We start from the raw sequence: 16,791 nt of genomic DNA, 5'->3' as shown, positions 1-16,791 counted from the left end.
CTACGGAGTGCGATCTGTGGAGTGCGGTCACACTGGTCATTCCGCTTCTATTCCGGAGCGGCGTCCTGTAAATCATTCTTCCCCCAGCGCCTTTTCGATGCGCTGATTGGCGATCTCGCGCTGCCCGTCGATGCACTTGGCGTAGATCTTCAGGAGCACGTCCACGCTGTGTCCGGCCCGCTCAGCGACCTCGGGGGCGTGAACTCCGGCGTTAAGCCACAGTGACACCGCTGCATGTCTCAGGTCGTAGGGGCGCCCCGCCAGCGGGGAATCGACCTGCTCGGGGGTGAAAGCGAGTTCCCGTGCTTGTTTCCACACTTGCGTGTAGGCGGACACGGTGAAGGTGCCGCCGCCGCGGGTGTAGAACAGTCTGCCGTCCCATGCGGCGCCGAAGGTCTCGATGTGGGCACGCAGGATGGCGACCAGTTCGGGCGGGATCGGCACGGGCCGCTCCTCGTTCTCCGCACGGTGCTTGAGGCCGCGCTCGTCGAACAACCCTCCAGAGTCGGTGAAGTCGCTGTTGCTCTGCGGCCGAGTCTTGGACGGCGTGACCTGGCCCCATCCTTCGACCGGCAGGACACAGCCCTTCCTCTGAAGTCCTTGCGCCTCGGCGGGGCGCAAGCCGGCGAAGTACATGCAGGCGAACATCGCCGCCATCATTGGCCCACGCGTGCGCCCGACATACGTCACGGCGGTAAGCAATTCGCGCGCCTGGCGGGGGTTGACGACCGCCCGTCGATCCACCACGTTGGACAACTTGGCGGGCTTCCACTTGACGCGATCGAGCGGATTGAAATCGAGATCACCGAGTTCGACGGCGTGCTCCAAAGCGGTGTGAAACGCGGCCCGTCTGCGCCGGAATGACGTGGTCGCCGCCTTGGTGCCGTCCTGCACCACGGCCAGGGCCTCCAGTACCGCGCGGGTGTGGCGCGCCTCCTTGAGTTCGTTCATTGGCAGCGAGGCCGCGTTGAGCCACCGCAGCGCGGCAACAATCTGGGCGTCAGGGTCTGGCTGGCGTTCCTCGGGAAGGAACACATGCTTGCGCACCGCTCGTCGAAGGATCTCGGTGTCGGGTCGGCCTTTGCGGTCGAGCGTCAGCGTCATCGTGACCACGACAAGGCTCTCGACGATGTTCTCCCGGGATTTCGCTGCCAAGTGCGGCCACCGGGAGGTCATGTAGGCCCGCGCGAACTCCAGCCAGGTGCGCGAATTCTGGGCCTTGAGCATTGATTCGGGCAGGCCGGTTTCGGTGTCGAACCATTCGCCGCGCCGGGCGGCCTGGCGGAGGTCGGAGAGGAAGTTCTCGGCCAGTTCCTTGCCGCCGAGTGTTCTGGAGTTCTCCTTACCTTCGACGGTCCAGCGCACGACGTACGAGGGCTTTTTGCTGGAGGTGTTGCGCTTGATCTTCCAGAAGGTGACCTTGTACGACCGGCTCACGCGTCCACCTCCAGACCGGCCAGCCATGCCTGGTAGTCGTCGCGGTGGATGCGGTACTCCCCGTTCGGGAGTCTGAGCATCCTGGGTGTTTGCTTGCGGGTGTGCCACTTCTGCCAGGTGCGGCGGGGAACGCCGAGCTCGTGCAGGATCTCGTCGATGGTGAGCCATTGCGGGCCCTTGGAGCGGGACCTGCTCGGATGTGATTTGGAGCGTTCGTTGGCGGTTCCGCCAACTGGGGCTTGGCTGCGACCGGGTAATGATGACATGATGGTGAGTACTCCTATTCGTTTGTAGGCGGTACGGCCTCGGGTGGCAGCCCGGGGCCGTTTTGCTATTCGGTGGATTCCGGGAGTCGCGCCTCGATGTAGATGCGCACGTTGCGGCTGGCGCCACGGGACGGGATCGGTTCGGAGATCTCGATGACGTCGAAGGTGCGGGCGATGAGGTTGGCGGCCTGGGGCGCTTCGTCAGGCAGGCCGACGATGCGGATCTTCACGGCGCTCCTCCTTGGGGGCTTTTCCGCGCGACCTGAGAGATTGGAGGCCGCGTGACCGCGTCTTCCCTGCTACCACCGAGCTGATCACGTGTCGGCGTGCGGCGCGGGAGACGCGATCAGCGCGCGTCGCTATCACCATATGGTCGGCGTTCTGATTCTGTCTACTAACCCTGCGACCTGCTGCTTTGCTTGATCATTCGATCGTCGGAGCATTGGATCATCCGGCGGACACACCACCGGTCTCGGCCTCCACGAGAAGCTCCGAGTGACGCCTCCAGTCGATGGACGGATCGTCGTGCTCCTCACCCAGCCCGTGCCACCAGTTCGCGCTGCGCTCCTCCTCGATCTGGAGCGCGTGCTCGCGGCAGTGCCCGAAGTCGGCTTCCGGGTCCGAGGGGGCCCCGCAGTGCTTCGGCGGTCCCCAGTTGCCGTATTCGACCTGGTAGGAGCAGATGCCCTGCCGGAACAGCACCACCTCCTCGGCCAGCCACCGGCATGGATGTGTCTCCGGCGTGATCCGGGCGCCCGCCGGCCGCCCGTCCGCGTGCGCGTACGTCACGGCCTGGCCGCCTTCTTGCAGTCGGGGTAGGGGCTGTTGACTTCGGCACAGGCGTCCCGCTCCTGCGGGGAGACCCACACGCTCCAGATCTGGCTGTGGGCGTCCTCAACGTTCACGATGGGCCGCTCGTACGGGTCGGCCGCGTTGATGTCATCGCCGCCTTGAGAGCCGATGACGACACCGGTCAGCTCCTGCGTGGCGGGTTGGCAGCTCGCCGCCGCGAAGTAGCCCGCGGCAGCGAGGCCGATCAGAAGGCTCCGCATCAGTCCTCCAGCAGCGTTGCCGCTGCGAACCGCTCGGCCGCCACGACCACCCGCTCAGAGCAGCCGGACCGGGTGTCGTGGATCGCCTGGAGCAGGTCCGCCGCCGATCCGACCAGCTCCACGTACGAGGTGTGCTTGGCGTTGTACGGCTTGGCCACGTCAGCACGCAGTTCCTCGATCGCCGAGGGGATGTCACTCATCTCGCCACCGCCGCCTGGTGCTGGGCTGTGTGCGTACGCGCCGCCTGAACTTCCGCGCACGAGCTCGACACCATGACGCCGTCCGAGTCGAGATCCCGCTTCTGGCACCAGGCCGCGTGCAGGCCCTTCGTGCTGCCGGTGACGGGCCTGCCGACGACCTCTCGCACAGCGGCGATCATCTGGTCGCCGCGCGCGTTGGCCTCCTCTCCTCGGCAGCGGCCCGGCCGCATGTGCTGCCGCGCCTTCCGGCAGACGGTGCGGCGGTCGTCGGGACGGGCCGACATGTACCGGTCGCTGTGGTCGCCGTCGTAGTGGCAGCGGGTGCAGTGGAACGTCACCACCGGCACCGGGCCATCCCCGATCTCGCGCACGCCGGGAGAGAGCAGCGCGGGCCGGCCGAGCAGCTCGTACACGACGACGCTGCCGTTGCCGTCGTCGAACGAGTACTCGGTGACGACGCCCTGCCCGCCAGGGTTCCACGTCGTGTGGGGAATGAACGCGTTCCACGCGTCGCCGTTCGGCCACTTGTCGCCGTAGCCGCCGTGCTCGCCGAGTTCCCCCCACGGTACGGCCACCGGGTTGGCGACGAACCGGGCGATGACGTCGGCCGCGCCCAACCACATCAGCGAGTGCTCCTGGCTCTCAATCCCGGCGACGCCGAACGTGCTGGTCGGCCGGTACTCCTCGATGAATCCTGCAGTGAGTCCGTCCCACCGAGGGTCGGTGCGTTCGATGACGGCGGCCCAGCTCATCCGGTAGCTGTCGGCGCCGGTGACATAAACGGGATTGTCTTCCTTGACGTGGTGGACGTTCCCGGGCAGGTCGATGGGAGGCAGGGTCAGCACGGCTGAACCTCCGGCGGGTACATCGCGAGCACGGTCTCGGCTGCATGCTGCGCCACCGCCACCAGTTCCGGCGGCAGAGTGGTGCTGAAGGCGTCGAGCGTCTCCAGCAGGACCGCGATGGCGAGCTGGGCATCGATGATCTGCTGGTCGGTCAGGGTCTCGTTGTCGGCACGTAGCAGGGCGGCGGTCTTGCCCAGCGCAGTGACGGTGTTGCTCATGCGGATGTCCTCTCGATCTCCGTCCAGGCCGACATCGTCAGCCGGACGTCGCGGGTGTAGATACGGACGTCGGTGAACTCGGAGCAGTGCTCCGCGAAGTGGTCGGCCAGCCAGCCGGGGTCCTCCGGTGAGCTGCATGTCCTGCTTGCCGGTGTCGGCGCTCGTTCAGGTGACGAGCCCTTCGGTTCGGCTGCCCTCGAACGGGGTCTCGCCGGTCAGGTGCTTGGTGTCCAGCCACGCGAGCGCGGTGAAGACGTCGTCGCCCGGATGCTGGTAGGCCTGCTGGTGCGCAGCGTCGATGTAGCGCACTACCCCACCGCCAGGGGCCGCGCGATCAGCTCGTGCACGAGCGGCGTGTACTCCGGATGCACCTCAACGAGGCCCGCAGCGGCCAGCCACAGCAGCCACACTGGCTCGATCCCCGGACGAGCGCGGAACTCCTCGTTGGAGACCAGCCTGTAGGCGTGCTGGAGCGTGCGCTGCGTCAGCGACTGCAGTTCGGCGGGGCCAGCCCACCGGGCGTTGCGCGTCTCCCTCGCACTCGGCGCGAGGTCACCGGTGACTTGCATCCGGTAGATGGCCCAGTGGTGACCGACACCGGCCGGGCCCGGCAGCCGGCGGCACTGGTTGGGCTGCCACTCCTCGGCGATGAGGTCGAGCGTGGTCACGGTCAGGCCGACCTCCTCGGCCACCTCGGCGATGACCGCGTCGGCGGCGGTGCCGTGGTCGTCGATGTGCCCGGCGGGGCCGGCGACGCCGGGCGGGTCGGTGTTGCGGTCGAACACGAGCAGCCGCCCGTGCTGGTCGAGGATGATGGCGCCGACGCTGGTGTTGTCGCAGGTCTTCATGGGGGTGTTCGGTCTCCTTGATGGTCGGGGCTGGCGCGGCAACGGCTGTGCCGCGCCAACCCGGTCGGGTACTACTCCTGGTCGGTGACGGTGACGGTGACGTCGGTGTCGGTCTGCGTTTCGTCAACGCCGAGGATCACGGTGGCGCCGTCGCCGATGGCGACACCCGACAGCGAGATGGATCCGCCGTTCGAGCAGTAGATCCCGGTGTTGATCACCATGCGTTTCCCTTCGTCCGTGACCCCCGAGCGGGGCCGGTTCCCCTCCGGCCGGGCGGCCGGAGGAAGCGCGAAAATTAGTTGGCGGTTTCGCCAACATGGAGACAGCACGGCCTCCTGTGCTGTACGGGAAGCCGGGCGGCGCTTACCCTGCGGACATGCAGGGTTCCCACGCGCAGTCGTACGCCCAGCTCATCTCCGAGCGGGTCGCGGAGATCCCGCTTCCGGCTGAGGCAGCTTGGTTCCGCGATCCTGAGGTGCTCATCGCCGGTGACGGCATTGAGGTGGCGATCGCCGCGCCCGTGGCAGGTCGGCCGCGGCCGGTGCTCACGGTGGGTGAGCGTCTGGCTGTGGAGGCGCCGCGTGACGTGGTGAAGGGCATCGTCGCCGTGCACTTGGCCCGTGTCCACCTCGGTACGCCTGAGCTGGCCGGGTTGTGGGCGCCTTTCTTGCTGGGGTGCAGCACGATCGTCGCTCTGTTCGGGCTGCTGATCGGGCTGGCCCCGTTCCTGTTCGTGGGCGGCATTGGCCTGATTTTCAGCGTGCTGGGGTGGCGTTCCCGGATCGAGTCCGCGCACGCGCTGCGCGGCCGGGTGCATGAGGCGGACGAGCTGGCCGTCTCCTGGGTGGGGCGGCAGAGCGTGACAGAGGCTCTGCGGTGGCTGGCTGGCCGCTCCAACCACAGCCATCTCGGCGGCGGGCGGCTGGACCCGCCGACCCTCAACGATCGGCTGACGCGTCTCGGTGCATGACCACCCGCCGGTCATGACGCCCTCCTCACGCGCCGATACCGTGTGCCGTGTTCGTCAACCGGCTTGATCTCCGCCTTGCCCTCCAGGGAGCGCACGGCGATCAGCACGGCCATCGGCTGCATCTGCGTGGCCAGCTCCAGGTCAGTGAGGGTGAGCCCCTGCTCGGCCCCGTCGAGCAGGGGCAGAATCGCGGACTCGGCCACCGCGAGTTCGGCCGGGTCGAGCTTCACGAACTCGATCAACTGGCCGATGTCGGTGGGGTCGGCGAGCAGGCTGGCCGAGTCGTCGCCGAGCGTGGGCGTGTTCTCTGGCAGGTCGTCGCCCGTCGTGTCACCGCCCGGATCGTTCTCATCGGTGCTGGCCGTCATCCCGGTCACAGGTGGGGTGTCAGCTTCGCCAGGCGCGGCAGGCAGCCACGTGATCGGTGCGGGCGGCGCGCCGCCCAGCACGGCGTGCAGATTGTCCACATCCCTGATCCGCATCATGACCGGCCGCTTAGTGGCGCCCTTCACGTAGCCGCACCCCTTCGTGTGCCCGCCACCGGGGAAGGTCAGTTCGATCATGTGCGGGTAGACGTCCATGACGTCCCCGATGGTGTCGCGGGCGATGGACGGGTCGCCGTTGCGGAGCAGGATCGTGTTGCCCGCGTTGAGCAGGCCCAGCATGTCGCCGCCGCCAAACGAGGCGACGTAGGAGTTCTGGTCGATGATCCACGGGACGATGCCGGTCTTCGACCCTTCGGCGAGGATGTCGTACACCAGGTCCACGATGTCGGGGTCGCGGGCCACCTTGTGGAACTCGTCGATCGCGAGCACCAGCATGTCGAGGCCGTGCGCGCCGGGCCGGTCGTAGGACTGGACCCCGCGCACCCTGTTGCCGTGCCGGTCTGTCCGCTCCACCGTGGCCAGCATGCGGCTGCGTCGCTGCATCTCGGCGTGGACGTACTCGACCAGAGTCTTGATCCCGTCCAGGCCGAGCCCGACGCCGTTCTTCGGCAGATACGGCAGCAGTTCGGGGCAGGACTGGCCGTTCATGGGGTCGCCGTACAGCAGCCGGATCGGCTTGTCCTTGAACTCGCACGCGGCCGACCGCAGCAGCGTGGATTTGCCGGTCCGCTGCGCGCCGATGATCGTGACCGGCAGCGGCCCCGACTCCGGCTCCCACAGCTGGAGGGCAGCGTCGCCGCGCCCGTCCGCGAACGGGCCGATGCGCCAGACGCCGGTCTCCATGTCCAACCCGGGCTGAGTCCACCACTGCACGTCTTCGACGGCGAGCTTGTTCAGGAAGGTCACCTCGGCCGCGTTCAGCCGCCGGTCCGAAGGCGCCTCGATCTGGATCTCGTCGATCGTGACGCCGAAGTCACCACAGACCTTCTCGCGGGCGGAAGTGGCCTCTCGGGTGATCTGTCCATCGAGGATGAGCCGGTAGTGAATGCCGCGGGCGCCGCCGTACGCGAACGGGGTCCGCTGGGTGAGCTTGGATCCGGGCAGCACGCCACGGTTCGTCTTGCCGGTGGTGGCGTCCCATCGGACCACGTACGGGTCCGGTGCCTGCTCCTGCGGCTTGTCCGCCGTGGGCAGGGCTTCCCGCCGTGGCCGTGTCGGCAGGCTGATGCGGGTTCGGTAGCGGTAGATGCGCGGAAGGACGGTGGCTCCGGCGCCGAGAAACATCAGCGTCTGCATGAGCCCCGTCGCGCCGACTTCGGAGGCGAGGGTGAGCCACACGCCGGCTCCCGCCCACCACAGGCGGGATGCGAGCGTGGTGCGCAGCTTCGGCCACAACGTGCGCACGAGGGCGGTCACTCCGTAGGCGGTGGCTCCGCCGGCGGCGACGTAGAAGCCGGGCACGCCGAGAGCGTGGAGGAGAGTGCCTGCGCCCCAGATGGCGGGTACGGCGGCGTGCGCGGGCCAGGTGTGGCGGAACCGGTGGCGCCGGTTCAGGATCTGGTTCCAGTTCCAGGCGGTGGCGTTGGCCAGCCCGGACTGGCTCTCCTGCTGCGGTGGTGCAGGAGGGCTGGTCGGCGGCACCTGCTCCGTCTGGGGCTGCGCGGGTGCGGTGGGCGTGGCGGCCACGAGATGTACTCCTTCAGGGTGATGCATGGGCGTGGGTGTGAGGGGGTTAGCGGCGGTACCAGCCCATGTCGCGGACGGGTTCGACGGTCATCTTGCGCGCGGCGGCTGCCATGCCGCCGTGGTCACGTTCGAGCGCTTTCATTGCGGCCTTGATCGACAGGGGGACTCCGCCCGAGGCCCGGACGAGTTCACCGGTGTAGATGGCCACGTTGTAGGCGGCCGAGGCCTCGCGGTGGGCGTGCATCCAGGTCGCCGTGCAGTTGCGGATCACGTGCGGGCCGAGCCTGTCGGCTTGGACGGCCAGCAGCAGGTTGGAGGCGATCGCCAGTTTCACCCGAGCGCGCTGGGCGTGCCCGAGTGCCATGCGGTGCATGCGCTGGGCGTTGCCGAGATCGTCGCCGTTGGCTTTGCGGAAGGCTTTCAGCCAGGTGTAGAGGATGGTGTAGCCGATGGTGCGCATCGCGGCTTGGATGCCGTGCGGCGTGGGGACGCGGGCCATGGTCCTGCGTCCGGTGGGCACAAGGTCCACGTCGTCCACTCCTTGCAGTTCGATGGGGGCGATGACCTCGACAGGTTCGATCTCGACGACGGAGTCGGCCGGTGGAAGGGCAGGGGGCGGCGGCGCGGTCGGCTCGCCGGTCCCGATGGTTGCCACGTCGGGGAGCCGTTCGACTTGCACTTCCGGCATGGCCGGAGCGTCGGAGGCGGGCAGGCCCGGTAGGCGCGGTTCCGGGAGGCGGCGGGGGTCTGCGGTGATGTCGAGCCAGTCTGGGTCCGGCCGGACCGGCTTGATCGGCGGCGGAGGTGCGTCGCCTGCGCTGCCGAGCCAGTCCCGCACACGGTCGAGCAGCCCGCGTTCGATCGCGACGGCCTCGGCCGCCGGAGGGTTCTCCGGCGGCGAGGTCGTGTCGGGGGCGGGCCGGTTGACCTCCACCTGGACGTCGAAGTCGCGCAGGTCGGGCAGGTCGTCGAGGTCGGCCGGCGGCGTCCACTCCGGCCCGACGTCGTCTTTGGGCGGAGGGGGTGGTGGCGGTTCGATCGCTGGCTTGTCCCGGCCCCCGTTGATCACCTGCTTGATCCAGGTGAGCGCAACGTTCGTCGTCCGGCCGGATTCGGGACGATTGACGGTGACGGCGACTGCGGTGCCGCCCTCTTCGACCTGCGGTGCTTCCTGCCGCTGGGGTTCCGGCTGTTCGCGCTCGCGGCCGATCACGCTGAAGAAGTAGATCGCGACCGGCACGAAGAGGGCGATCGTGACGATGGCGGCGAGGACGGTGTTCATCGGCCGCCCTGTGCCACGTTGAAGACCTCGGCTTGGGTGACCTTGATCTGGTTGACCAAGGTGTCGTGCACGCCAGCGCCGAGGAACGCCCCGAGCGCGATCATGACGATCTGCGGGCCGCAGATGCACGCCAGCAGCGTGCGCCGGTCGGGCACGCCGTCCTTGAGATCAAGAACCACCCCGGCCACGAGCATGCCGGACGTGGTCGTGAGCACGATCGCCGCGAGAATGAAGCTGACCGCCAACCACGACCCCATGCTGGCCGCCCAGCCACCAACGATCGTCAACGTGCCGAGCAGACTGGACACGAGCAGTACCAAGGCGGCCCACATGCCGAGCTTGCCGCGTGCGGCACCACGGGCGCCCCCGCCCGGAGCGGCGCCGGGGGCACCCTGCGCCGCGGCGCCCCCAGCGGGGCCGTTGAGCGGCTTGTTCTTGTCCTTGCGGCGGAAGCGGCCCATGACCAGGCCGACGCCGAGGAGGAAAGCGGAGGCGAAGTCCCACCAGTACATGAGATGTCCCTTTCACCTGGAGAAGACCGATAGAAGGCCTGCGAAGAAGGGCGCGAAGAAGGGCCGCAACAGCGACCACAGTGGCGGCCACCAGAGAGGGCCAGTCGCGGGGAACACGTAGCACAGCGTCACCGGCAGCCGGGTGATCTTAAGGTTCGTCCACGCCACCGCCGACCACCCCGCCACCCACACGCGGGAGAACCCGTGGAGGGCGTCCAGCGGCGGGAGCTGCGACCGGCACAGGCCGGGAAGCCCCTCCTGGCGGAATTTCCGCAGGCGGCGGCGGTAGTCGCCCGCGCCCAGCCACGCGACCGCCGTGAAGATGAAGCACCACGGCGTCGCGATCCACACCCCGTGCACGCGGCAGACCGCAGCGAGCAGGCCCGACTCCCACGGCACGTAGCCACCGTCCGCGTGGTAGGCGCGCACGACCGCCGTGGACGGCAGTCGCTGGGCGCCGAGGGCGGGCATCCGGGCCTCCAACCGGGCCAGCCACGTGCGCCGCGGCCGGGCCGGCGACGACGCAGGCTGCGCGGCGGGTTCGGGCTGCTCGACGGGCTGTGCGGTGGGCGGCGTCGCTGCGGTGCTCGCCGGGGCCTGGGGTTCAGCGGCGTCGGAGGTGGGCGCGCTGGCGAATGGTGATCTGATTCTTCCGCTCATCATCTGCCTCCTTCCGGGTGTCGTAGGCGACCTTCTCGATGTCTTCGACGAGCTCGCGGCAGACCTTGTCCTCGCGGGCGGACTGGAGCTTGGCCAGGTCGGTCAGCTCGGCAAGCAGGAAGTCCAGGGCCGCGTAGAGCAGTTCGCGGCCGGTCGTGGCCTTGTTCTTGAGCCGCTTGTACTCCTCGTCTCGGACTTCCTGCCGGATCTGCGCCCGAGTTGGTCGCGCCATTTCCGCCTTCCGAGTTGTGACCGTGCGTAGTTGCGGATACGATGCCCTCGCGCGCCTGTCCGCTGGCGCGGGGGCGCGAGGGCGCGGTACTGCGTGTAGGGAGCCCTCTGAATGCGCTGATGGAGGGCTTCCCGGAGCTGTGAGGCTCCCAAGCCATGTCACGAAGAGTCACATTCACTGGTGTCCCCCGAAGAACCGAGCGGCCTCCGCGTCCCAATCCGCGACGGGCAATTCGACGCCCTCGGGCGCGACGTTGGCGGCGGCCGACAGGTACGGCAGCAGCCAACCCGTGCCGACCCTCACCAGCAGCACGGTCTCCCGCTCCCCGTCCGGGCTGAGCTGGGACAGCTCCCACACCACGGAGACGCCTCCCGCCTGCGGGAACATGGTCAGCCGCAGACCGCCGTCCAGCTCGGCCCGCACCGTGCGGGTCAGGCAGCCGGCCAGGTCCGCGTGCGCAACGAGGAGCGGCGCGCGGCCCGGCAGGAGGACGATCACACGGTCGGGGTCGGTGCCGGGGCCGTAGACGAGTTCGCCGGCGAGGATGTCGCCGGTGGCCATGTCCTCGACGGGCAGCGGCGTGTAGCGGGCGAGGAGGTCGGTGGCGGCCATGTGGGGGACTCCTTGGGACCGGTGCGGGGAACTGGAGAGGGGAACTCGGGAGGGAACGAAGAGGGAAGTCGAGAGGGAACTGGTGCGGAACTGAGGAGGGAACTCCGAGCGGAACCGGGGCGGAACCGGGGCGGAACTCGGAGCGGAACAAGCGGGGAAACTGGAGCCTCGGCCCGGAGGAAAGAAGGGCCGGAACTCCCGCTACGGGACCGCATGCAGGCGCACCCCCTCGTCGCCTGATTCGTCCGGACCGTTTCCGCGACCGGGCACCAGATCCTTGATCAGGTCGCGGGCGTATTTCGGCGTGCAGTCGAGGGCGGTGGCGAGGTCGCGCGCCGTCATGTCGGGGGTGTTGCGGAGGAGGGCTTCGGCGCGGTCGCGCATGCTCACCTGCGGCTTGCTTTCGGTCTTGGCGCCTCGCCCGATCGCTCTCTGCCGACCTTTACTGGCGGTGCCGTTCTTGGTCAGCTCCAGTCGGACGCGCGCCTCGGCCGCGATCACCGCCTGCTGGACGCGGGCCTCGGTTTCGGACTCGGCGGCCTTCCGAATCTGGGCCTCAGCCTGGTTCCAGCGGGTCGCGAACTCACCGCGGAGGGCCTGTTCCTGCTCGGACAGTTCCTCGCTGTGCGCCTGCTGGAGCTTCGCGAGTTCCCTGCCCTGTTCCTCCGTGAGTCCCCTCCGGACCTCTGCGAGTTCCGTCCCGTGTTCCTCCGCGAGTTCCCTCCGAAGTTCCGCGATTTCCGCGTCCTTGTTCCGCCCGAGTTCCGCCCGCAACTTCTCCTCGCGGGCGGCCTGTTCCACCGCGAACTTTCCCTGGAGTTCCCTCTCCAGGATCGGCTGGAGTTCCGCCCGGAGCTCCTCCATCTGGAGGGCCCGGTTGTAGGTGTAGCCGACCCCGGACAAGGCCAGGAGAGCCATCACGGTGGACAGGTCGAGCACGATCGGGAAGAGGATCGCCAGGAAGTGGTTGCCGCTGACGAACGGCAGAACCACCTCTTGCTGGGCGTTCACGCTGAGCGCCATGCCGCCCACGAACACCAGCCCGACGCCGGCCTTCAGCAGGTTGTGGGCGAAGGGGTCGGTGAGCAGGTGAGCGAGGAAGGCTGCGGCGATGACGGGGGCGATACCGATGAGGAAGCCCTTCACCAGAGCCAGCTCGTCCCCTGCAGCGGCCTTCTCCATCGCGTGCATGACGCTCAGGGTCAGGGAGATGGCCCCGCAGAACACGAGCAAGCCCCAGAGCGGCCATCGTGTGTGGCCTTGGGTGCTGGGCTGGGTGGTCACGGGGTCATCTCTCCTTGTGTCGTCCTGGTCGTGGTGTCGTGTGGGTCAGGGGGATACGGAGGTCGCCGAGGTGGCGGCCGTGTCGGGAACGGGGCACTCGCCGATGGCGCTGTACGCGTCGTCGCCGAGGTAGATCACGTGCAGGATGTCCTCGGATCCAGGCATGCGGTACTTCGAGCACGGCACTCCGCCGGGACCCGCGTGGTCGCCGAGCGAGTTCCGCACGTCCTGAGTTGGGTCGCTCCTGCGGTGCCCCAGGTTGAACAGGCTCATCGGCCAGCCTCCTTACAGGCGCGCGGGGTGAGCTTGGCGACGATCTGCTCGGCCTCGTCTTCGTGCTTGGCGTAGGCGTTTGGGTATGCGGAGCGCTGGACGGCCTGGGCCGCCTCGGTGAGCGGCCTCTTCTTCCACCGCTTGACCTTGACGAGTTGGTCGTAGAACTTGCCCGCCGCTACCTCCGGGGTGGTGGCGGTCTCGACGGTGCCCCAGCCGGATACGGGCCGCTGCTGGAAGATCCCGAAAGCGGTCCCGTCGTCCCCGACGACGCCGTTGTCGAGGTACGACTCCTGGAGCGTCGTCGCGATGCCGATGACGGCAGCGCGCCGGGGCAGGTCCCGCTCGACGGCGACGCGGATGACGATGACCGCGTTGCGGGTCTGCTTTTTGTTGAGGCCTATCTTGCCGATTTCGTTGGCGGTTCCGCCAACTTTGCAGATCGCGCTGGAGGGCGTTGCCGTCTCGCCGGCCGCAGGCGGCTTGCATGCTGAGGTGGCCAGGGGCAGGGTCGCGATGCCTACGACTGCGAGGGCTCGCTTCGCGATCATCGGAGCGCCCTCCCCTGCAGAATGTCGGAGAGGCGGTCGGGCGTGTAGATGTAGGTGCGCTTGGGGTCGTCTCGCCACCGGACCTTGACCATGCCGGTGTCGAGGCAGTGCCCGACCTCCTTGTACGGCTTGGCCCGCCGGTACGAGGCGACGACCAGAACGGTCGGGCCCCCCACGGTCATCAGTAGGCCGAGCACAGACAGGAGTTCGTTCATCACGCACCTCCCGTGCAAGAGGGGACATGGGACTCGGCGTCGGCCAGCGAGCCGGGCTTGTCCGTGACGGGGCAGCCGGTGCAGGTCCAGACGCCGTTGCCGTCGAGGCTTGGGCAGTGGTCGGCACAGATCGCGGTCCAGGTGACGGTGGGGCCGTCGAGACCGCCGAGCGTGACGAACCGCTCGTGGTGAGTGCTCTTGTCGCCGCCCACGGACCGCATGAGGTGGCAGACGCTGCCGGGCTTGCCGGGAAGGGCATCGAGCACATCGTGGCTGTCGATGTGCAGGCCATGGTCAGCCGCGAGGATCATGAGGCCGTCCCCGCCTTCGCGGCCTTCGCAGTTTGGCTCTTGCGTTCGGCGTTGGCGCAGGCCTTCTCGGCGCGGGCCATGCGCTCGATGATGATCCGGTCCGCCAACGCTCGCACGGTCGGCCGCCTGACCCGGGCGGTCACGCCGCCGCGGGTGCCGGACACGACCCAGTTGCGGGCGTTGATCGTGTGGCGCTCGGAGTCGGCGAGGACGAGTGCCTCGTCGATGACGGCCACCGTCCCGCACTCGACCGTGAGGGGACAGCCCTTGCAGAGGGCGCGGGTCTGGCCCTGGTCCAGGTTGTCGTCCCAGCGGGACGGGTCCGAGACGCAGAGCCGGTCAGGGTTGTTGAGCAGGTGCTGGAGCGCGTGCCGCTGGTGGCGGAGGCGCATCTCCAACGGCAGCTGAGGCCGTTCAGGCGGCCTGTGGTTCACGCTGGGCGGGCTTGGTGCGATGATGGACAACATCAGGCGATGACCTTTCGCGAGGAGAGCCTGATACGGCGGCCTCCGGTGTTCCCGCACCGGGGGCCGTTTGCTGTTGTGCGGAGACTTCCGGCGCTGGTGCGCTGGAAGCCTTCCTGTTCCGGAGCCGCGGCGTTCCCGCGCCACTGCTCACCATGTGCTATAGGTACTTCCTACGCTTCCATAGGTACTACGTCAAGCTAGGTCTTGAGAATGTAGTACCTACCGCTAGGGTGTTGTTCATGTTCTTGATGAAGGGGCTGGCATGACGTCGTCGGAACGCGGCGCGAGCATCTACCGCGAGCTGGCGCGAGACATTCGCAACAAGATCAAGAACAGCGTGTATCCGCTGGGCAAGAAGCTGCCGACCGAGGTGGACCTGGCCGAGGAGTACGGCGTCACCCGCGTCACCGTTAACCGCGCACTGGCCATCCTCCGCGCGGAGGGCTGGGTTCGTGTCCATCGCGGAGTCGGCACCATCGTTCGCGACATACCCCCGCTCATCCGCGATGCCTCCGCACGACACAGTCGATCCCATCGGGAACGCGGCGGCGCGCGAGGTGCCTTCGCCGCCGAGCTGGCCGACCGCGACTACAAGATGGACACCCGCAACATCATCGATCGCGTCCGCCCGCCGCAGAACGTCGCCGACATCCTGGGAGTCAGCTCCGCTGAGGTATCCACGGTGATGCGGGCGCGCTACATGAAGATCGTGCCCGCGCCCGACGGCCGCAGCATCCCGTACCAGATCGCTGTCAGCTACATCCCGCTCGCCATCGCCGAAGGTACGCAAATCGAGGACGAGGACACCGGCGTCGGCGGGATCAGCAGCCGCTTGGCCGACCTTGGGCGCGCCCAGGCCAGCATTGAGGAGACCGTCGATGTCCGGCCGCCCGAGCCAGAGGAAATGAATTTCCTCGAAGTAACCGAAGACCAGCGGGTGTACGAAATCCTGCATGTCGGGGAGGACGACGACGGCCAGCCTGTAAAGGTGACAGTGTTCGTCATCCCGACGCACCTGACCAAGCTGCGCTACCGGATGCGCTTGGAGGACTAACCCGACGATCGGAAGGTCGGTGCGCATGCGATGCATGTGCTGACCGTCCACCAGACAAGACCCCGATGGCTAGACGACATCCGCAGATGTCGTCTACTTGTCGCCCTCCATGATCTTCCTTTGTGTTGCACATTGGGTACGAACACGTCTGGACTCCCCGCCACAGGAGGTAGCACATGGACGACCGTCCCGCATGGGCACGGCGCATCCGCAACGAGCGCCTCGCGCGAGGATGGACCCAGGACGACGCTGTCCACGCCTTGGCGGCCAACTCCGCAGAGCAACTACCTGACTTCCCCTCGCTCAAGAGGTCATGGCAGCGCTGGGAGGCCGGAGAAGTCCACCCGGACCACTACGCGCCACTCATCGCCAAGACCTTCGGCACAGTCACCCACGCGATGTTCCCCCTCAGCGCGCGTGACCACGGACGGGACGCGTCGGCGGCCGAGCTCGACACGCTGGAGATCGTCACCCGGTTGCGGGCCTCGACTGTTGATGACGCCACGATCGACGGCCTCCACATCACCGTGGATCAGCTCTGCTGCGACTACCCGCACCTGGCCGCCGGACAGCTTCTCGTTGAGGGCCGCCGGTGGCTCGCGCGACTAACCACACTGCTCGACCATCGGCTCACCCTCGCGCAGCACCGCGACGTGCTGAGCCTCGCCGGGTGGCTCGCCCTGCTGGTGGGTTGTGTGGAGGCCGACAACGGCGACGAACGCGCCGCCGAAGCGACCCGGCAGGCCGCGCTGTCCATGGGTCTCGAGTCCGACAACAGCGGAGTCCAGGCATGGGCGCATGAGATGGCCGCCTGGTTCGCGCTCACCCGTGGTGACTACCGCAGCGTGATCGCAGCGTCCGACCGGGGCCTGGCCGTGGCCGACGGGCTCGGTGTAGCGGTGCAACTACACGCGCAGAAGGCGAAGGCCTGGGCCCGCATCGGCGATCGACGCCAGGTCGAGGTTGCACTCGACCAGGGCCGTAAGGCTCTGGAGAGCCTGCCGGTGCCGGAGAACCTCGACAATCACTTCACCATCGACCCGTTGAAGTACGACTTCTACAGCATGGACGCCTACCGCATCCTCGGAGAGAACGAGCGTGCCGAGGTATACGCGAGCGAGGTGATCCGGGCGCACATGAGTGCGGACGGTGAGGAGTTGGCGCCGATGCGGATCTCGGAGGCGCGGTTGACGCTTGGGGTGATTGCCGCCCGGCGCGGCGACGTGGAGCAGGCGGTCAGCTTTGGTCATCAGTCTCTCAAGGCCCAGCGGAGGTCTGTCCCGCATCTGATCATGTCGTCCAAGGAATTGGTGCGTGCGGTCGGCTCAGAGCATGCTGATCATCCGCTCGTGCGGGCGTACCTAGACGAACTGCGCGACCTCACCTCCAAGCGCGGACGAGGGCAGTTGGTGTCCCGTCAGTGATTGCCT

Annotated in this window: 26 protein-coding genes; 3 read left to right on the top strand and 23 right to left on the bottom strand. The window is 68.0% G+C overall.

Annotated features, from left to right (window positions below):
* Nucleotides 1-72 precede the first annotated feature (72 nt).
* From FXF51_RS02360 to FXF51_RS60435, 11 genes are all read right to left on the bottom strand, one after another.
* On the bottom strand, nucleotides 73-1,437 hold the full coding sequence (locus tag FXF51_RS02360) for a tyrosine-type recombinase/integrase (protein ID WP_148432531.1): 1,365 nt from the start codon (nucleotides 1,435-1,437) through the stop codon (nucleotides 73-75).
* Complete coding sequence (locus FXF51_RS62370) at nucleotides 1,434-1,703, bottom strand: helix-turn-helix transcriptional regulator (protein WP_262379242.1); 270 nt, start codon at nucleotides 1,701-1,703, stop codon at nucleotides 1,434-1,436. Before FXF51_RS62370 ends, FXF51_RS02360 begins: the two co-directional genes overlap by 4 nt.
* Before the next feature lie 65 nt (nucleotides 1,704-1,768).
* Nucleotides 1,769-1,933 (bottom strand): hypothetical protein, encoded by a 165-nt coding sequence (locus FXF51_RS60445; RefSeq protein WP_187414122.1) that lies wholly within the window; start codon nucleotides 1,931-1,933, stop codon nucleotides 1,769-1,771.
* Between the two features lie 217 nt (nucleotides 1,934-2,150).
* On the bottom strand, nucleotides 2,151-2,492 hold the full coding sequence (locus tag FXF51_RS02350; protein ID WP_148432530.1) for a hypothetical protein: 342 nt from the start codon (nucleotides 2,490-2,492) through the stop codon (nucleotides 2,151-2,153).
* The gene (locus tag FXF51_RS02345) at nucleotides 2,489-2,755 is read right to left on the bottom strand and encodes a hypothetical protein (protein WP_148432529.1); all 267 of its coding nucleotides are present in this window, start codon (nucleotides 2,753-2,755) and stop codon (nucleotides 2,489-2,491) included. The genes FXF51_RS02350 and FXF51_RS02345 overlap by 4 nt, the downstream gene beginning before the upstream one ends.
* Entirely contained in the window at nucleotides 2,755-2,955 is a 201-nt protein-coding gene (locus FXF51_RS02340; protein ID WP_148432528.1) for a hypothetical protein, read from the bottom strand. The genes FXF51_RS02345 and FXF51_RS02340 overlap by 1 nt, the downstream gene beginning before the upstream one ends.
* Nucleotides 2,952-3,800 (bottom strand): hypothetical protein, encoded by an 849-nt coding sequence (locus tag FXF51_RS02335; protein ID WP_148432527.1) that lies wholly within the window; start codon nucleotides 3,798-3,800, stop codon nucleotides 2,952-2,954. Before FXF51_RS02335 ends, FXF51_RS02340 begins: the two co-directional genes overlap by 4 nt.
* Nucleotides 3,794-4,018 carry a hypothetical protein gene (locus FXF51_RS02330; protein WP_148432526.1) on the bottom strand — a complete coding sequence of 75 codons (225 nt, stop codon included), beginning with the start codon at nucleotides 4,016-4,018 and terminating at the stop codon, nucleotides 3,794-3,796. The genes FXF51_RS02335 and FXF51_RS02330 overlap by 7 nt, the downstream gene beginning before the upstream one ends.
* A 165-nt stretch (nucleotides 4,019-4,183) precedes the next feature.
* Entirely contained in the window at nucleotides 4,184-4,327 is a 144-nt protein-coding gene (locus FXF51_RS60440) for a hypothetical protein (RefSeq protein WP_187414121.1), read from the bottom strand.
* Nucleotides 4,327-4,866 carry an NUDIX hydrolase gene (locus tag FXF51_RS02325; RefSeq protein ID WP_148432525.1) on the bottom strand — a complete coding sequence of 180 codons (540 nt, stop codon included), beginning with the start codon at nucleotides 4,864-4,866 and terminating at the stop codon, nucleotides 4,327-4,329. The genes FXF51_RS60440 and FXF51_RS02325 overlap by 1 nt, the downstream gene beginning before the upstream one ends.
* A 71-nt stretch (nucleotides 4,867-4,937) precedes the next feature.
* Entirely contained in the window at nucleotides 4,938-5,087 is a 150-nt protein-coding gene (locus FXF51_RS60435; protein ID WP_187414120.1) for a hypothetical protein, read from the bottom strand.
* A 155-nt stretch (nucleotides 5,088-5,242) separates the two neighbouring features.
* Between FXF51_RS60435 and FXF51_RS02320 the strand changes: the two genes are divergently transcribed.
* Complete coding sequence (locus FXF51_RS02320; protein WP_148432524.1) at nucleotides 5,243-5,836, top strand: hypothetical protein; 594 nt, start codon at nucleotides 5,243-5,245, stop codon at nucleotides 5,834-5,836.
* 11 nt (nucleotides 5,837-5,847) lie between these two features.
* Here the strand turns inward: FXF51_RS02320 and FXF51_RS02315 are convergent, their stop codons facing one another.
* The 12 genes from FXF51_RS02315 to FXF51_RS02260 form a co-directional block, all read right to left on the bottom strand.
* Nucleotides 5,848-7,908 (bottom strand): hypothetical protein, encoded by a 2,061-nt coding sequence (locus tag FXF51_RS02315; RefSeq protein WP_148432523.1) that lies wholly within the window; start codon nucleotides 7,906-7,908, stop codon nucleotides 5,848-5,850.
* A gap of 46 nt (nucleotides 7,909-7,954) precedes the next feature.
* Nucleotides 7,955-9,190: a hypothetical protein gene (locus FXF51_RS02310; protein ID WP_148432522.1), complete on the bottom strand. Its 1,236-nt coding sequence runs from the start codon at nucleotides 9,188-9,190 to the stop codon at nucleotides 7,955-7,957.
* Nucleotides 9,187-9,702 carry a hypothetical protein gene (locus tag FXF51_RS02305; protein WP_148432521.1) on the bottom strand — a complete coding sequence of 172 codons (516 nt, stop codon included), beginning with the start codon at nucleotides 9,700-9,702 and terminating at the stop codon, nucleotides 9,187-9,189. Before FXF51_RS02305 ends, FXF51_RS02310 begins: the two co-directional genes overlap by 4 nt.
* Before the next feature lie 12 nt (nucleotides 9,703-9,714).
* Entirely contained in the window at nucleotides 9,715-10,173 is a 459-nt protein-coding gene (locus tag FXF51_RS02300) for a hypothetical protein (protein ID WP_148432520.1), read from the bottom strand.
* Nucleotides 10,174-10,306: 133 nt separating this feature from the next.
* Nucleotides 10,307-10,594 (bottom strand): hypothetical protein, encoded by a 288-nt coding sequence (locus FXF51_RS02295; protein ID WP_148432519.1) that lies wholly within the window; start codon nucleotides 10,592-10,594, stop codon nucleotides 10,307-10,309.
* Nucleotides 10,595-10,768: 174 nt separating this feature from the next.
* Nucleotides 10,769-11,206 carry a hypothetical protein gene (locus FXF51_RS02290; RefSeq protein ID WP_148432518.1) on the bottom strand — a complete coding sequence of 146 codons (438 nt, stop codon included), beginning with the start codon at nucleotides 11,204-11,206 and terminating at the stop codon, nucleotides 10,769-10,771.
* A 201-nt stretch (nucleotides 11,207-11,407) separates the two neighbouring features.
* The gene (locus FXF51_RS02285; RefSeq protein ID WP_148432517.1) at nucleotides 11,408-12,490 is read right to left on the bottom strand and encodes a hypothetical protein; all 1,083 of its coding nucleotides are present in this window, start codon (nucleotides 12,488-12,490) and stop codon (nucleotides 11,408-11,410) included.
* A gap of 45 nt (nucleotides 12,491-12,535) precedes the next feature.
* Nucleotides 12,536-12,763 carry a hypothetical protein gene (locus FXF51_RS02280; protein ID WP_148432516.1) on the bottom strand — a complete coding sequence of 76 codons (228 nt, stop codon included), beginning with the start codon at nucleotides 12,761-12,763 and terminating at the stop codon, nucleotides 12,536-12,538.
* The gene (locus FXF51_RS02275) at nucleotides 12,760-13,314 is read right to left on the bottom strand and encodes a hypothetical protein (RefSeq protein ID WP_148432515.1); all 555 of its coding nucleotides are present in this window, start codon (nucleotides 13,312-13,314) and stop codon (nucleotides 12,760-12,762) included. Before FXF51_RS02275 ends, FXF51_RS02280 begins: the two co-directional genes overlap by 4 nt.
* Nucleotides 13,311-13,529, bottom strand: a complete 219-nt coding sequence (locus tag FXF51_RS02270; protein ID WP_148432514.1) for a hypothetical protein — start codon at nucleotides 13,527-13,529, stop codon at nucleotides 13,311-13,313. The genes FXF51_RS02275 and FXF51_RS02270 overlap by 4 nt, the downstream gene beginning before the upstream one ends.
* Entirely contained in the window at nucleotides 13,529-13,840 is a 312-nt protein-coding gene (locus FXF51_RS02265; protein WP_148432513.1) for a hypothetical protein, read from the bottom strand. Before FXF51_RS02265 ends, FXF51_RS02270 begins: the two co-directional genes overlap by 1 nt.
* Nucleotides 13,837-14,232, bottom strand: coding sequence for a hypothetical protein (locus tag FXF51_RS02260; protein ID WP_148432512.1), 396 nt, complete (start codon nucleotides 14,230-14,232; stop codon nucleotides 13,837-13,839). The genes FXF51_RS02265 and FXF51_RS02260 overlap by 4 nt, the downstream gene beginning before the upstream one ends.
* Nucleotides 14,233-14,569: 337 nt before the next feature.
* Between FXF51_RS02260 and FXF51_RS02255 the strand changes: the two genes are divergently transcribed.
* Together FXF51_RS02255 and FXF51_RS02250 are read left to right on the top strand one after the other, a co-directional pair.
* Nucleotides 14,570-15,361 (top strand): GntR family transcriptional regulator, encoded by a 792-nt coding sequence (locus FXF51_RS02255; protein WP_148432511.1) that lies wholly within the window; start codon nucleotides 14,570-14,572, stop codon nucleotides 15,359-15,361.
* Between the two features lie 176 nt (nucleotides 15,362-15,537).
* Nucleotides 15,538-16,785, top strand: coding sequence for an XRE family transcriptional regulator (locus tag FXF51_RS02250; protein WP_222871080.1), 1,248 nt, complete (start codon nucleotides 15,538-15,540; stop codon nucleotides 16,783-16,785).
* Nucleotides 16,786-16,791 lie beyond the last annotated feature (6 nt).

The organism is Nonomuraea sp. PA05 (genome assembly GCF_008086045.1).
Classification (GTDB): Bacteria; Actinomycetota; Actinomycetes; order Streptosporangiales; family Streptosporangiaceae; genus Nonomuraea; species Nonomuraea monospora.
The sequence above is the reverse complement of the archived record's forward strand: the minus strand, read 5'-3'. Positions and strand labels throughout refer to the sequence as shown.